This window comes from Pseudomonas soli, from assembly GCF_900110655.1.
In the GTDB taxonomy this organism is placed as follows: domain Bacteria; phylum Pseudomonadota; class Gammaproteobacteria; order Pseudomonadales; family Pseudomonadaceae; genus Aquipseudomonas; species Aquipseudomonas soli.
Genome location: NZ_FOEQ01000011.1, coordinates 31,134 through 44,929 on the forward strand (window position 1 = coordinate 31,134; position 13,796 = coordinate 44,929).

At 64.3% G+C, this 13,796-nt stretch carries 13 protein-coding genes; 8 read left to right on the forward strand and 5 right to left on the reverse strand.

Features of this window, described 5'->3' with window-relative positions; translation table 11 throughout:
• The first annotated feature begins 27 nt into the window (after window positions 1–27).
• A complete protein-coding gene (locus BMY03_RS20505) occupies window positions 28–468 on the forward strand; it encodes a general secretion pathway protein GspC (RefSeq protein WP_052062196.1) in 441 nt (146 codons plus the stop codon).
• Here the strand turns inward: BMY03_RS20505 and BMY03_RS20510 are convergent.
• Window positions 450–929, reverse strand: coding sequence for a GNAT family N-acetyltransferase (locus tag BMY03_RS20510; RefSeq protein WP_023631011.1), 480 nt, complete (start codon window positions 927–929; stop codon window positions 450–452). The genes BMY03_RS20505 and BMY03_RS20510 overlap by 19 nt on opposite strands.
• 243 nt (window positions 930–1,172) lie before the next feature.
• Here BMY03_RS20510 and BMY03_RS20515 point away from each other — a divergent pair, with 243 nt between their 5' ends.
• The 4 genes from BMY03_RS20515 (at window position 1,173) to BMY03_RS20530 (ending at window position 5,439) form a co-directional block, all read left to right on the forward strand.
• Window positions 1,173–1,793: a LysE family translocator gene (locus BMY03_RS20515; RefSeq protein WP_023631010.1), complete on the forward strand. Its 621-nt coding sequence runs from the start codon at window positions 1,173–1,175 to the stop codon at window positions 1,791–1,793.
• 17 nt (window positions 1,794–1,810) lie between these two features.
• On the forward strand, window positions 1,811–2,683 hold the full coding sequence (locus BMY03_RS20520; protein ID WP_094012117.1) for an alpha/beta fold hydrolase: 873 nt from the start codon (window positions 1,811–1,813) through the stop codon (window positions 2,681–2,683).
• 121 nt (window positions 2,684–2,804) lie between these two features.
• A complete protein-coding gene (locus tag BMY03_RS20525) occupies window positions 2,805–3,941 on the forward strand; it encodes an HlyD family secretion protein (protein WP_094012118.1) in 1,137 nt (378 codons plus the stop codon).
• Window positions 3,931–5,439, forward strand: a complete 1,509-nt coding sequence (locus tag BMY03_RS20530) for an MDR family MFS transporter (RefSeq protein ID WP_094012119.1) — start codon at window positions 3,931–3,933, stop codon at window positions 5,437–5,439. The genes BMY03_RS20525 and BMY03_RS20530 overlap by 11 nt, the downstream gene beginning before the upstream one ends.
• Window positions 5,440–5,442: 3 nt before the next feature.
• On the opposite strand, the gene BMY03_RS20535 is transcribed toward BMY03_RS20530, so the two are convergent.
• The gene (locus tag BMY03_RS20535) at window positions 5,443–6,048 is read right to left on the reverse strand and encodes an START domain-containing protein (RefSeq protein ID WP_094012120.1); all 606 of its coding nucleotides are present in this window, start codon (window positions 6,046–6,048) and stop codon (window positions 5,443–5,445) included.
• 80 nt (window positions 6,049–6,128) lie between these two features.
• Complete coding sequence (locus BMY03_RS20540) at window positions 6,129–6,965, reverse strand: bifunctional allantoicase/(S)-ureidoglycine aminohydrolase (RefSeq protein ID WP_023630973.1); 837 nt, start codon at window positions 6,963–6,965, stop codon at window positions 6,129–6,131.
• A 235-nt stretch (window positions 6,966–7,200) separates the two neighbouring features.
• Between BMY03_RS20540 and BMY03_RS20545 the strand changes: the two genes are divergently transcribed.
• Both BMY03_RS20545 and BMY03_RS20550 read left to right on the forward strand, forming a co-directional pair.
• Complete coding sequence (locus tag BMY03_RS20545) at window positions 7,201–8,109, forward strand: NHL repeat-containing protein (protein WP_094012121.1); 909 nt, start codon at window positions 7,201–7,203, stop codon at window positions 8,107–8,109.
• Between the two features lie 184 nt (window positions 8,110–8,293).
• Complete coding sequence (locus BMY03_RS20550) at window positions 8,294–9,865, forward strand: TerC family protein (protein ID WP_038706062.1); 1,572 nt, start codon at window positions 8,294–8,296, stop codon at window positions 9,863–9,865.
• Here BMY03_RS20550 and rarD read toward each other — a convergent pair.
• Window positions 9,828–10,715 carry an EamA family transporter RarD gene (gene rarD / locus BMY03_RS20555; RefSeq protein ID WP_094012122.1) on the reverse strand — a complete coding sequence of 296 codons (888 nt, stop codon included), beginning with the start codon at window positions 10,713–10,715 and terminating at the stop codon, window positions 9,828–9,830. The genes BMY03_RS20550 and rarD overlap by 38 nt on opposite strands.
• A gap of 50 nt (window positions 10,716–10,765) precedes the next feature.
• Window positions 10,766–12,331, reverse strand: coding sequence for an EAL domain-containing protein (locus BMY03_RS20560; RefSeq protein ID WP_094012123.1), 1,566 nt, complete (start codon window positions 12,329–12,331; stop codon window positions 10,766–10,768).
• 314 nt (window positions 12,332–12,645) lie between these two features.
• On the opposite strand from BMY03_RS20560, the gene hppD reads away from it, so the two are divergent.
• A complete protein-coding gene (hppD, locus tag BMY03_RS20565; RefSeq protein ID WP_094012124.1) occupies window positions 12,646–13,722 on the forward strand; it encodes a 4-hydroxyphenylpyruvate dioxygenase in 1,077 nt (358 codons plus the stop codon).
• The last annotated feature ends 74 nt before the right edge of the window (window positions 13,723–13,796 follow it).

The window sequence follows — 13,796 nt, forward strand, 5'->3', positions numbered from 1 at the left end:
GCGCAGGCACACAAGGAGCGCGTGACCATGCGTATCGTTCGTCCCAACTTGTCACTCGGGCTGTTGTTGCAGGCGCTGGGGTTGCTGGTCGCCATGGCCGGGCTGGCGACCTGGGGGCAACTGTTGTGGCCGCCAGCGGCGGGACAGGCCACGGCCCGGGCTGCCGACGCCCCGGTAGTGGCCGAAACAGCGGCCGGGCGATGGTTTGCCGATATTCCCCTGCAGGTGCAGATCCAGGTCAGCGGGGTGATGGCCGGCAGCCAAGGCGCCGTGGCCATCGTCAGCCTTGACGGCGGCCCGGCACGCGCCGTGCGCAGTGGCGAGGAGCTGGCTCGCGGGGTGCGCCTGGTGGCTATCGAGAGGCGCGGCCTGGTGATCGAGCGCGGCGGCCAGCGCAGCCGCGTCGAGGTGCCGGTACTGGCCCAGACGGCGTTTCCGGGCGAGGCGCCTCAGCCTTCGGCGAACTGACGCAAGCGTTCGCCGTCGAGACGATAGCGGATCCACTCGTCCTGCGGCTCGGCGCCCAGAGACTGGTAGAAACCGATGGCCGGCTCGTTCCAGTCCAGCACGCTCCACTCCATTCGCCCACAGCCGTTTTCGACAGCTTCGCGGGCGATATGCCGCAGCAGCTTGCGCCCCGCGCCGTCACCGCGTTGCTGCGGGGTGACGTAGAGATCCTCGAGGTAGATACCGTTGCGCCCCAGCCAGGTGGAGTAGCTGTAGAAATAAACGGCGAACCCGATGGCCTGGCCGTCGCGCTCGCAAATCAGGCTACGCACCGTGCTGCCTGCGTCGAACAGGCTGTGCTTGATGTCGGCGAGGGTCGCCACCACTTCGTGACGGGCGCGTTCGTAGTCGGCCAGCTCGGTGATGAAGGCCAGGATCTGGGCAGCGTCGGCAAGGACTGCGGGGCGGATGGTCACGGGCATGATGGGGCTTCCTTGTGCGGGATAGGTTGCGCAGGCTTCAGTAGTGTCAGGTATGACGAGGGGAGGCCGCCAGGTGTCTGGCGGAAGATTTGCCGCGCTTTGCTGTGACGATGGCGTGGAGGCACGCAATTGAGTGAAACAGAAATGTGTATTCATTCAATTTCGCTTAACTGTACCGGTCATTTCCTACAAGCCTCCGCTACCGTGGCATTTCGATAATCAGAAAAGCCGGAAACCGCCGCCATGCTTGCCTCGCTCGATCTGCTCAGCGCGTTCGTCCTGTTCGCCTTTGTCTCTTCCATCACCCCCGGTCCGAACAACACCATGCTGCTGGCCTCGGGAGTCAACTTCGGCGTGCGTCGGACGATTCCCCACGCGCTGGGCATCAGCGTCGGCTTCATGGTGATGGTGCTGGCGGTTGGTCTCGGGCTTGGCGAGGTGTTCAAGGCCTGGCCACCGTTGTACAGCATCCTGCGCTACGCGGGCGCGGCCTACCTGTTGTACCTGGCCTGGAAGATCGCCACCTCCGGGCCGATGTCCGGCGACACCGATGGCAGCCGCAAACCGCTCGGGTTCTGGGGTGCCGCGGCGTTCCAGTGGGTCAACCCGAAGGCCTGGGTGATGGCGATCGGGGCGATCACCACCTACACCCCGGCCCAGGGCTACGTATTCAACGTGATCGTCATCGCCATGGTGTTCGCCCTGGTGAACCTGCCCAGCGTCGGCATCTGGGTGATGTTCGGCAGTGCCTTGCGCAACCTGCTGCGCAATCCGCGCGCGGTGGTGCTGTTCAATGTCCTGATGGCCGTGCTGCTGGTGATTTCACTGTATCCGCTGCTGTTTGTAGAATCGGCGTTTTCCTAGAGCCATGAGTGCAGTCGATGGAGTTGATTCCCTGGTCCCATGAATGCGCCGAAGGCTTCACCCTGCGCGGATGGCGAACCCCCGCCAGCGGCAGGCCGCTGCTGCATTTTCTGCATGGCAACGGCTTCTGCAGTCTGGCCTACCAGCCCATGCTGATGCGCCTGGGTGAACATTTCGACCTGTGGCTGAGCGATGTCCAGGGCCATGGCGACAGCGACCATGGTGGCGTGTTCCTTGGCTGGAACCGCACCGCGGCACTGGCGGTGGAGGCCTTCGAGGCCGGGCGTGGCGAATACGGCGACGTGCCGCGCTTTGCCTTGGGCCACAGTTTCGGCGGCGTGCTCACCGGCTTGATCCTGGCCGCCGAGCCGCAGCTCTTCCAGCGTGCGGTGTTGCTCGATCCGGTCCTGTTCAGCCGGCGCATGATCGGGGTGATGGGCGCCGCCGCCATGGTCGGCCTGCACCGGCGTCATGCCCTGGCGCGCAAGGCGGCCACCCGCCGCAGTCATTGGCCCGACCGTGAGGCGGCCCAGGCCTCGCTGCAGGGGCGCGGTATCTTCAAGGGCTGGACCGATGCGGCCTTGCAGGCCTATGTGGAGCATGCCATCGGCGATTGCGGGGAGGGAGTGGTGCTCAAGTGCCGGCCCAGCCGCGAGGTGGAGATCTTCAGCTCGTTCCCTGAGCGCATGTGGCAGCAACTGAGTCGTATCCAGACGCCGACGCGGATCCTGTACGGTGAGCAGACCTATCCGTTCGTGCCGCACTCGGTGCAGCGCCTGGTGGCGCTCAATGGCCAGGTGAGCGCGCAGCAGGTAGCGGGTGGGCACTGCTTCATGCAGGAAGATCCGATAACGGCCACAGAGCAGGTGGTGGCTTTCCTGCAGCATTGAAAGTGGTCCGCTCGCAAGACTGATCTGCTGTCCATTTTGCGACGATTGAAGGCCTGTTCGCGAGCGAGCGACAATCTCAGATTCCGTAATCTGGCGCTCCCCCCACCGGATGGAGCCCAGCATGAACCAGGCGGTCAGCCCAGATCCCCAGCACACCCTCGAGCAAATTCGCGCCCGGCGCCGCCAGCGCCTGCTGCGCTTCGGCCTGGCCGGGGGCCTGGGTTTGCTGGTGGCGGCCTATGGCGCCTACTGGTGGCTCGACGGGCGTTTCCTGGAGCAGACCGACGATGCCTACGTGCGCGCTGACTGGGCGCCGATCAGTGCCCGGGTCAGTGGCTACGTGGCCGAGGTGGCAGTGGCGGACAACGCCACGGTCAAGGCCGGCGACCTGCTGGTACGCCTGGACGCGCGCGATTTTCGCGACCGCCTGCGCAAGGCCGAGGCGCACCTGGCGGTGAGTGAGGCGGCGTTGCAGGTGCAGCGTATGCGCCTGCGCGCTTTCGTCGCCGAGCAAGAAGAGCAGACCCACGCCATCGCCCGCGCCGATGCCGAACGCGGTGGTAGCCGAGGCGAGGCGCAGCGGGCCGAGGCCGACTGGCAGCGTTACCAGCACCTGGCGCAATGGCAAGCGGTCAGTGTGCAGCGGATGGAGCAGGCCCGCGCCACCCGCATCCAGTCTCAGGCGCTGCAGCGCGCCGCCGATGCCGAACTGGCCCGCCAGCACGCACGCAAGGCGATGCTGGAGCAGCAGGGCAAGCAGCTGGAGGCCGAGTTGCTGCAGCGCCAGGCCGACCTCGACCAGGCTGCCGCCGAGGCCGACCTGGCCCGCAGCGCCCTGGCCGACACCGAGATTCGCGCGCCCTTCGATGGTGTGGTAGGCCAGCGCAAGGTGCGCCAGCAGCAGTACGTCACCCCCGGCCTGCCGTTGCTGGCCGTGGTGCCGGTAGCGCAGGCGTACGTGGTCGCCAACTTCAAGGAAACCCAGCTGGCGCACATGCGTCCCGGCCAGGCGGTGACGCTGGAGGTCGATACCTTCGGCCAACACTGGCGCGGCACCGTGGACAGCGTCTCGCCAGGCTCCGGCGCCGTGTTCGCCTTGCTGCCGCCGGACAACGCCACCGGCAACTTCACCAAGATCGTCCAGCGCTTCCCGGTGCGTATCCAACTCGACCCAGAGGGCGATGACAGCCCACGGTTGCTGCCCGGCATGTCGGTGATCGCTACCGTCGACACCCGGCAGGCCCGCCATGAGCGCTGAGGACAAAGTCTCCCTGCGGGCCTGGGTGGCGGTGATCGGCGGCTTGTTCGGCTGCTTCATGGCTGGCATGAACGTGCATGTCACCAGCGCTGCCTTGCCCGAGATCGAGGGTGCGCTGGGAGCCAGCTTCGAGGAAGGGTCCTGGATCTCCACCGCCTACCTGGTGGCCGAGATCAGCATGATCCCGCTGACCGCCTGGCTGGTGCAGGTGTTCTCGCTGCGCCGGGTGATGCTGGTGGGCTCAGCGGTGTTCCTGGTCAGCTCGGTGAGCTGCGCCATGGCCGGCAGCCTGGAGGCGATGATCGCCTTGCGGGTGATCCAGGGCGCCTCGGGCGCGGTGCTGATCCCGTTGTCGATGCAACTGATCATTACCGAGCTGCCGGCCAGCCGCTTGGCCTTGGGGATGGCGCTGTTCAGCCTGTCCAACAGCGTGGCCCAGGCCGCCGGCCCGTCGATCGGAGGCTGGCTCACCGACATGTATTCCTGGCGCTGGATCTTCCTGCTGCAGTTGCCTCCAGGGGTGGCGCTGCTGGCGGCGGTGGCCTGGTCGATCAAGGGCCAGGCCGGTGACCGTAGCGCCCTGCGCCAGGCCGACTGGCTGGGTATCGCAGCCATGGCGCTGGGGCTGGGGGCATTACAGGTGGTGCTGGAGGAGGGTGGGCGCAAGGATTGGTTCGAATCGCGCTTCATCGTCGCTTTCAGCATCGTTGCTGTCATCGCCCTGGGCCTGTTCATTCAGCGTCAGCTGTGGGGGGGACGGCCGTTCATCAACCTGCGTTTGTTGGGCAGCTACAACTTCGGCGTGGCGAGCCTGGCCATGGCGGTGTTCGGCGCGGCCACCTTCGGCCTGGTGTTCCTGGTGCCCAACTACCTGTCGCTGGTGCAGGGCTACAGCGCCAGCGAGATCGGCAAGAGCCTGATCGCCTACGGCATGGTCCAGCTACTGCTGGCGCCGCTGCTGCCGCGCCTGATGCGCTGGCTCAACGCCAAGCTGCTGGTGGCCAGCGGCTTCGCCATCATGGCCCTGGGCTGTTGGCTGGGATCGACGCTGACAGTGGACTCGGGCAGTAATGTGATCATCCCCTCGACCGTGGTGCGTGGCATCGGCCAGCCGTTGATCATGGTGGCGCTGTCGGTGCTCGCGGTGAAGGGCCTGGACAAGGCCCAGGCCGGCTCGGCCTCGGCGCTGATCTCGATGCTGCGCAACCTCGGCGGCGCGCTGGGCACGGCGTTGCTGACGCAACTGGTGTCGCAGCGCGAGCGTTTTCATTCGGTGCGGGTCGGCGAAGGGCTGACGCTGTTCGACGGCGCGCTGCAACAGCGCCTGCCGGGTGGCATGGTCGACCCGCAGTCGCCGCAGGTCATGCAGACCCTGGCGTTGATAGACCAGAGCGTGCGCGAGCAGGCGTACCTGATGGCCTATTCGGATGCGTTCTACCTGTCGTGTGTGGCGCTGCTGGCCTGCGCCGCAGCGTCGCTGCTGCTGCGCAGCCGGTGAGCTTTACGGCTGGCGTTCGGCCACGGCGCGCAGGGTGCGCAGGGTGACCATCGGCGCATCCACCACGAAGCGGTTGGCCAGCCAACCCGGCACATCACCGGCCGGGTCGGCACGCAGCTGGTAGGTGACCTCGGTATCGCGCTCGCCCAAGGGGCGCATGATCCATTCGCCGCTGAGCCGGCGCACACGGATCAGCCCGGGTTCGGTCGGCACCCGCCCGGGCTCGGCGCTCAGGTGGCGCACCAGGGAGTCGTCGTCCAGGCGCTCGGTACGCACCTTGAGCACCATGTCCCTGGGCTTGGCCGGCCAGGGCAGGGCGGTGGTCAGGTAGACCCAGGTGGTATCGCCGTCCACTTCCAGCAGACGCATGTCGGCGCAGGCGTACAGCCATTTGCAGGCCACGCGCAGGTTTTCCTGCAGGTCGCTCAAGGTACGGACGCTAGCCTTGATCCGGGCGACGCCGCGAAATTGCTGGTAGGCCGAACCGTTGACGCTTGCCAGGTAGACATCGATGCCGTTTTCCTGATGCGCGAGTTGCCAGTCGTCTGCCCACGGCAACGCGCCCGGCAACAGGAGCAGCAGGGCAAGTAGAGGGCGATGGAAGGTCATGGCGGGAGGCCGGGAAGGGGCGGTCCGCTCAGTATGGCTCAAGACTGCAGGAGCGGCGGGCTGCCGCTCCTGCAAGGTCATCAACGCTGCGGGTTGAGCGTCAGGTGCACGTGACGGTTGACGTCCTTGTACAGCAGGTAGCTGAACGGGCCCGGGCCGCCGGAGTAGCAAGCTTGCGGGCAGAAGGCGCGCAGCCACATGAAGTCACCGGCCTCGACCTCGACCCAGTCCTGGTTCAGGCGGTACACCGCCTTGCCTTCCAGAACGTACAGGCCGTGTTCCATGACGTGGGTCTCGGCGAACGGGATCACGCCGCCGGGCTGGAAGGTCACGATGTTCACGTGCATGTCGTGGCGCATGTCGGCCATGTCGACGAAACGGGTGGTCTTCCACGCGCCTTCGGTGCCCGGCATCTCGATGACGGTGGCATTGTCGCGGTGGGTGACGAAAGACTCGGGTACCGGCAGGCCCTCGACTTTCTGGTAGTGCTTGCGCAGCCAGTGGAAGGTGACGTTGGCCTTGCTGTTGTTGCGCAGGCTCCAGTCGGCGCCGGGTGCGAGGAAGGCATAGCCGCCCGGCACGAGGGTGTGGTGCTTGCCTTCGACGGTTACGTCGATCTCGCCTTCGACCACGAACAGCACCGCTTCGGCGTTCGGGTCCAGTTCAGGACGCTCGCTGCCGCCTTCGGGGGCGACTTCGACGATGTACTGAGAGAAGGTCTCGGCGAAACCGGTCAGTGGGCGGGCGATTACCCACATGCGCATCTTGTCCCAGAACGGCAAGTGGCTGGTGACGATGTCACGCATCACGCCCTTGGGGATCACGGCATAGGCTTCAGTGAACATGGCACGGTCAGTCAGCAGCTCGGTCTGAGCCGGGTGCCCACCGTGGGGGGCGAAGTAGGAAGGTTTCGACATGAACGGTCTCGACTTTGTTGTTCTCTCCCCATGCCTTGGACCACACCGGCCGGTGCGTGCAGGGGATGCCGGGACAGCATAGGGGGCGAGCGCTGTCATCCACAAATTAAATGTTGAAATACACGGTATCCATTTCTTGAATGACATGTGTAGAGAATCGCCTGGAAATCGTGGCGTCGACATTTTTTTCACATCACCTTGCTAGCATCGCCCGCACTTTCCAGGAGCCGACTTGATGATGCATGTGCTACGCAAACGCGGTGTTCGCCTCGCCCTGGCGTCCTCCACGGGCCTGGTGGCCTGTGCCTTGGGCTTTTTCGCCTGGCAGACCTTCTACCCGGTGCAGGCCGCCGAGGGCTGGAACGTGCAGGTACTGCACAACTCGGTGACCCGGGCCGCTTCGCTGCTGCCTCAGGCCGACGGCAGCCTGCTGGTCAGCCGCGAGCTCAACGGCGGCAAGGGCAGCATCCTGCGCATTACTGCCGAGGGGGACCGGATGGTAGTGCTCGAAGGCTTGTCCAAGCCGGACGGCATGGTCGCCGTCGACGGTGGCTGGGCGTTCAGCCAGGAGGTCGGCGGGGCACCGGTCAGCATGTCGCGCGATGGCCAGGTCAGTCAGCTGTTCGACGGTAACAATGTGCAGGGGTTGTATAACGATGGCCTGCACCTCTACGCCATTGAGGACCGCAAGGGGGATGGCCGATTGATGCGTTATGACTGGCAGAGCGGCGAGCTTGATGTGTTGCGTTCGGGGCTTACCGAAACCGAGGGCCTGACCCGTTGCGCCGACGGGCGCCTGCTGTATACCGAAAAGGCCACCGGCAAGATTCGTGCGCTGAGCGAAGGCGGAAATGACCCGGTGGTGATCGAAGGTCTGCGCAACCCGACCTTCCTGCTCTGCGACCAGCGCGGGCTGTGGATCAGCGAGGATTCGAGCCATCGTGCGCGGCTGTTGCGTATCGATGGTGACGGTACGCGCCGCACGGTTCTCAGCTACTTGAAGGCGCCGCAGGCCATCGTCCCGGATGGCAAGGGCGGATACCTGCTCGCCGAGGGCGGCCGGGACCGGGTGCTGCGCCTGACGCCACCGGCCAAGGCCAAGACTGCGCAGGCCGAAGCCTCGCCGCGGGTGCCTGAAGCCTGAGTCATACCCCTTACAGCTTTTGTAATAGTTTTGCGCTATCGGAAAATTCTGCTTCGATTGTAGGATCGTCGTCCCTAATTGTTATCAAGGTCCCTATGAGCACCTTCGCGGAGCCCCCCAGTCCTTGGCCGTCCCGGCCATCCTTCCCCCGTCCTCGTGACGCATCCCCAGTGAGTACCTGCTAATGGAATGGCTAGCCGACCCCACGGCCTGGCTGGGCCTGTTGACGCTTATCGTCCTCGAGCTGGTGCTGGGTATCGACAACCTGGTGTTCATCGCCATCCTTGCCGACAAGCTGCCGCCACACCAGCGCGACCGTGCGCGGGTGATCGGCCTGTCGCTGGCGCTGATCATGCGCCTTGGCCTGCTGGCCAGCATCTCGTGGATGGTGACCCTTACCGCGCCGCTGATCGAGGTGTTTGGCAAGACCTTCTCCGGCCGCGACCTGATCATGCTGTTCGGTGGTGTGTTCCTGTTGTTCAAGGCCACCATGGAGCTGCACGAACGCCTCGAGGGCCATGTTGCCCAGAGCGGCGGCGTGACCCGCCATGCCGCGTTCTGGCCGATCGTGGCGCAGATCGTCGTGCTGGATGCGGTGTTCTCTCTGGATGCGGTGATCACGGCCGTGGGCATGGTCGAGCATCTGTCGGTGATGATGATCGCGGTGATCTTCTCCATCGGCATCATGATCGTTGCCAGCAAGCCGTTGACCCGTTTCGTCAACGCCCACCCGACAGTGATCATGCTGTGCCTGGGCTTCCTGATGATGATCGGCTTCAGCCTCACCGCCGAAGGCCTGGGCTTCCATATCCCCAAAGGCTACCTGTACGCGGCCATCGGCTTCTCGTTGCTGATCGAGCTGTTCAATCAGCTGGCCCGTGCCCGCCGCAAGCGCAGCGTGCAGCAGCACCGGCCGCTGCGTGAGCGTACCGCCCATGCCGTGCTGCGCCTGATGGGCGGGCGCCGGGTCGAGGCTGACGAGGTGGGCGAGGAAATCGCCGACCTGGTCGAGGGTGGCGAAGAACAGGTGGTGTTCGACCGTCGTGAGCGGGTGATGATCAGCGGTGTGCTGAACCTGGCCGAGCGGCCGATCCGCACGGTGATGACGGCACGCGCCAAGGTCGATGCCATCGACCTGTCACAGCCGGCCGAGGCGATTACCCAGGCATTGGTCAATTCGCCATACTCGCGCCTGCCACTGATCCGTGACGGCCATATCGAGGAACCGCTGGGCTTCGTGCACAAGAAAGAGCTCCTCAAGGAACTGCTGTCCGGTAGCCAGCCCGACCTGCAAGCCTTGGCTCGCGCGCCACTGAACCTGTTGGAAAGCTTCAGCATTCTCAACGCCCTGGAGCAGATGCGCGGGCAGTCGACGCACATTGCCTTCGTGGTCAACGAGTTCGGTGACTTCACCGGGGTGTTGACCATGACCGACATTCTCGAGTCGATTGCCGGCGAGCTGCCGGACGCGAGCGAGGTGGAAGGACCGGGGGTGATCGAGGAGGCAGGCAGCTTTGTTGTCAGCGGCGCCTTGAACCTGGCCCAGGTCCAGGCGCGCACCGGTTTTGCCGCCCGTGCCACCGAGGATTACCAGACCCTGGCGGGCCTGGTCATGAGCCTGCTGGACCGCTTGCCGGTGGTGGGTGATCACCTGGCCTGGAATGGCTGGACCATGACCGTGGTGGCGGTGGAGGAGCGCCGGGTCCGGCAGGTTCGCCTTACACCGAACGGCGACGCTGGCGCAGCAGGTGCTTGAAGCCTTCGAGCACCAGCACCAGCACGGCGGCCCAGATCGGCAGGTAGGTCAGCCACTGGTCGGGGCCGATGGTCTCGCCCAGTAACAAGGCCACGCCGACCAGCAACACCGGCTCGACGTAGCTGAGCAGGCCGAACAGGCTGAACGGCAGCAGGCGGCTAGCCAGTACGTAGGCGATCAGGGCGCAGGCGCTGATCGCCCCGAGCAACGGGATCAGGCCGTACAGCCCTGGATGTTCGGCCAGATCGGTTGTCGATAGCGGGCCCTGGACGACGAAATACAAGGCCCAGGGAAGTAGAAGGCACATGTCGCACCACAGGCCGCCCAGGTGGTCGGTGCGGCAACGCCGCCGCAGGACGAAATAGATCGGGTAGCCGATCATCACCAGCAGGGTTTCCCAGGCGAAGCTGCCGTGCTGGTAAAGTTCGTGGCCAACTCCCAGCGCGGCAAAGCTCACTGCGACCTTCTGCAGGCGCGACAGGCGTTCGCCATAGACCACCCGCCCGGTCAGCACCATGGCCAGCGGCAGCAGGAAGTAGCCCATCGATACCTCCAGGCTGCGCCCGTGCAGCGGGGCCCAGAGGAACAGCCACAACTGCACGCCCATCAACCACGATGTGCCGACCATGCCGAGCAACAGCAATGGTGTGCGGCGCACCCGCCCGAACAGCTCACCGACCCGCTGCCAGTCCCTGGATGCCAGCATGAACAGCGTCAGGCAGGGCAGAGTCAGTAGGGTCCGCCAGCCGAAGATTTCCTCGCCATCCAGGGGCTTCAGGAAGGAGGTATAGAAGTACATCACGGCGAACAGACAGGACGCCATGACCGACGAAACAATGCCTTTTGACACGAATGCCTCGAAAACGGGTAAGTGAGCGGGTAGATCAGCCGCGCATGATCTCAGGGGGACCGCGTTGCGGCAACAGGAGCGGCCAGGGCCAGCAGCAGCTCGCTGGCGGGCATGGGCCGGGCGAACAGGTAACCTTGCTGGAAGTCCACGCCATGGCGCGCCAGATAGTCGCGCTGCACCTCGGTTTCGACACCTTCGGCGACGATGCCCAGGGCCAGCTTGGCGGACAGCTCGATGATGGTGTCGAGAATGTGCTGCGACAGGGCGTCACCTCCGATCATGGCGACGAAGCTCTGGTCGATCTTCAGGTAGTCGACATTGAACTGGCGCAAGTAGTTGAGGCTTGACTGACCAGTACCGAAATCGTCCAGGGCGATCATCACCCCCATTGCGTGCAGTTTTTCGAACAGGTCGAGGGTGACCGGGGTGGGCTCGATCAGCTTGCGCTCGGTCAGTTCCAGGGTCAGCACCACGCGGCCAGGCGGGAAGTGCTGGAGGAAGGTCTGACAGTCATCGAGCAGGCCCAGGTCACGGCAGTGGTCGGCGGTGATGTTGATGCCGATGTGAAACCCGTCCTCGAGCAACGCCGCATGCGGAGCCAGGGTCTGGGCCGTGCGCAGCATCAAGCTGCGGGTCATGGCGACGATCTGGCCGCTGTGCTCGGCGTAGGGTATGAACAGGTCGGGGCGCACCAGGCCCTCGCGTGGGTGTTGCCAGCGCATCAGGACCTCGACACCGGCCCATCGGTAATCACCCTTGCGCACCACCGGCTGGAAGTAGGGCAGGAACTCTTCGGCGTCCAAGGCCCGGTCCAGTTCGCTGCGCGATGAGCTGGCGCGGCGGATCTGCCAACGACAGGACGCGCCTGCCGCCACGCCCAGTATCAGCAACAGGCTCAGCAGAGCGGGGTAGCGCGAGCGCATCAATGCGGCTCGCTTGCCCACGTCATATCCAGCGTGCACGTCGAATGGATAGCGAGTGGACGCATACTGGGTAGCGGCGATGGCCGCGACCGGCGGCTTGCCGTTGTGAACCTGGCCATCACTGCCAATCCAGTGATTGCCAACATGCACCTTGACCTGGTTGTCCGCGCCGATCAGGTGTAGCGCGGTCAGCAGGTGCCGGCCATCGACTGTGGTAATCGCTCCCCGATCGCCGTGTTCCTGCTGGCTGGCCCGATAGACCAGCAGTGCATGCCCCGGGGTGACCGAGTTGCCATTCATCAGCCATAGCTGCCCGTTGGTGTAGTCCCTGGCATTCACTGGTTCGTCGAAATCACCGTATAGCGAGGTGCAATACAACCGGTTGTGATCGAACAGGTTGGTCGAACGCACGAAAGCATTGCGGGTAAGCTCGATGCGCAGTTCCAGTTGCACCTCGTCGCAAGGTTGTCCGGCCTTGGGGAGCAACCGATGTGCGGTTGTGGCCAGGCTGTCCAGGATCTCTTCAATATGGCTGGCTACTTCCTTGGCCGTGGCCAGGCTATCGGCCTGCAGTTCCTGGTCGGTCTGCCAGCGCATCACGGCCAGCCCACAGAGGAGCGGCACCACACCCACCCCCCAGGGCAGCAGGGCGCGCCAGCTCCAGCGGGCAGGGCGTTTGGCGGTCAAGGGCATGGCGCGTGGGGACCTTCTATGCAACGGTATGGTGAGGCAAAGGATAGCCGTTTGTCGGAACAACCTGCGAACTAAAGCGCGACAAACAAATTTACGCACTGTAGAATTGAGTTACGAATACAACAATAAGGTTCTCCGCCTCCCGGGGAATCAAGCCCGCCGAGAATGGGTCCATATGACATACCATGGGTTCAAGCTGATCATTGGTGACTTCCTGGCCCGCAGCGTGCGCGGGATCCCATGCTCACCACCACGCCATCTCCACATCGCAAGCCTGTAATCAACCGTTTTTCGCTGCAGATGAGGACACCAAAATGGCAGATATCTTCGAAAACCCGATGGGCCTGGAAGGCTTTGAATTCATTGAGCTCGCCTCGCCGACCCCCGGCGTGCTGGAGCCAGTATTCCAGATCCTCGGTTTCACCAAGGTGGCTACCCACCGTTCAAAGGATGTGCACCTGTATCGTCAGGGCGGTATCAACCTGATACTGAACAACGAACCGAAGAGCGTAGCCTCGTATTTCGCCGCCGAGCATGGTCCCTCGGTGTGCGGCATGGCCTTCCGCGTTCGCAACGCCCATGAAGCCTATGCTCGCGCGCTGGAGCTGGGTGCCCAACCAGTGGAAATCGAGACCGGCCCGATGGAGCTGCGCCTGCCGGCGATCAAAGGTATCGGTGGCGCGCCGCTGTACCTGATCGACCGTTATGAAGAGGGCAGTTCGATTTATGACATCGACTTCAAGTTCATCGAAGGTGTAGACCGCAATCCGGTCGGCGCGGGCCTGAAGATCATCGATCACCTCACCCATAACGTCTATCGCGGGCGCATGGCTTACTGGGCTGGCTTCTACGAGAAGCTGTTCAACTTCCGCGAGATCCGTTACTTCGATATCAAGGGCGAGTACACCGGCCTGACCTCCAAGGCGATGACCGCCCCAGACGGCATGATCCGCATCCCGCTCAACGAGGAATCGTCCAAAGGGGCGGGGCAGATCGAAGAGTTCCTGATGCAATTCAACGGTGAGGGTATCCAGCACGTTGCCTTCCTCACCGACGACCTGCTCAAGACCTGGGACGCGCTAAAAGGTTTCGGCATGCGCTTCATGACGGCGCCGCCGCAGACCTACTACGAGATGCTCGAGGAGCGCCTGCCAGGGCATGGCGAGCCGGTCGATCAGTTGCAGGCCCGTGGCATCCTGCTGGACGGTGCTTCCGAGGCTGGCGACAAGCGGCTGTTGCTGCAGATCTTCTCCGAGACGCTGCTGGGCCCGGTGTTCTTTGAGTTCATCCAGCGCAAGGGTGACGACGGCTTCGGTGAAGGCAACTTCAAGGCGCTGTTCGAGTCGATCGAGCGTGACCAGGTGCGTCGCGGCGTGTTGAGCACCGAGTAATCGGCCGAGCACACCATCGCGGGGCAAGCCCGCTTCCACACCGGAAGGTGGCGGGAGCGGGCTTGCCCCGCGCT

What these genes read in the sequence shown, in the direction of transcription:
- BMY03_RS20505 (WP_052062196.1), top strand. Translation starts at nt 28, where the DNA reads ATGCGTATCGTTCGTCCCAACTTGTCACTCGGGCTGTTGTTGCAGGCG.
- BMY03_RS20540 (WP_023630973.1), bottom strand. Translation starts at nt 6,965, where the DNA reads ATGTCGAAACCTTCCTACTTCGCCCCCCACGGTGGGCACCCGGCTCAG.
- hppD (WP_094012124.1), top strand. Translation starts at nt 12,646, where the DNA reads ATGGCAGATATCTTCGAAAACCCGATGGGCCTGGAAGGCTTTGAATTC.
- BMY03_RS20515 (WP_023631010.1), top strand. Translation starts at nt 1,173, where the DNA reads ATGCTTGCCTCGCTCGATCTGCTCAGCGCGTTCGTCCTGTTCGCCTTT.
- BMY03_RS20510 (WP_023631011.1), bottom strand. Translation starts at nt 929, where the DNA reads ATGCCCGTGACCATCCGCCCCGCAGTCCTTGCCGACGCTGCCCAGATC.
- BMY03_RS20520 (WP_094012117.1), top strand. Translation starts at nt 1,811, where the DNA reads ATGGAGTTGATTCCCTGGTCCCATGAATGCGCCGAAGGCTTCACCCTG.
- BMY03_RS20530 (WP_094012119.1), top strand. Translation starts at nt 3,931, where the DNA reads ATGAGCGCTGAGGACAAAGTCTCCCTGCGGGCCTGGGTGGCGGTGATC.
- BMY03_RS20525 (WP_094012118.1), top strand. Translation starts at nt 2,805, where the DNA reads ATGAACCAGGCGGTCAGCCCAGATCCCCAGCACACCCTCGAGCAAATT.
- BMY03_RS20545 (WP_094012121.1), top strand. Translation starts at nt 7,201, where the DNA reads ATGATGCATGTGCTACGCAAACGCGGTGTTCGCCTCGCCCTGGCGTCC.
- BMY03_RS20560 (WP_094012123.1), bottom strand. Translation starts at nt 12,331, where the DNA reads ATGCCCTTGACCGCCAAACGCCCTGCCCGCTGGAGCTGGCGCGCCCTG.
- BMY03_RS20550 (WP_038706062.1), top strand. Translation starts at nt 8,294, where the DNA reads ATGGAATGGCTAGCCGACCCCACGGCCTGGCTGGGCCTGTTGACGCTT.
- BMY03_RS20535 (WP_094012120.1), bottom strand. Translation starts at nt 6,048, where the DNA reads ATGACCTTCCATCGCCCTCTACTTGCCCTGCTGCTCCTGTTGCCGGGC.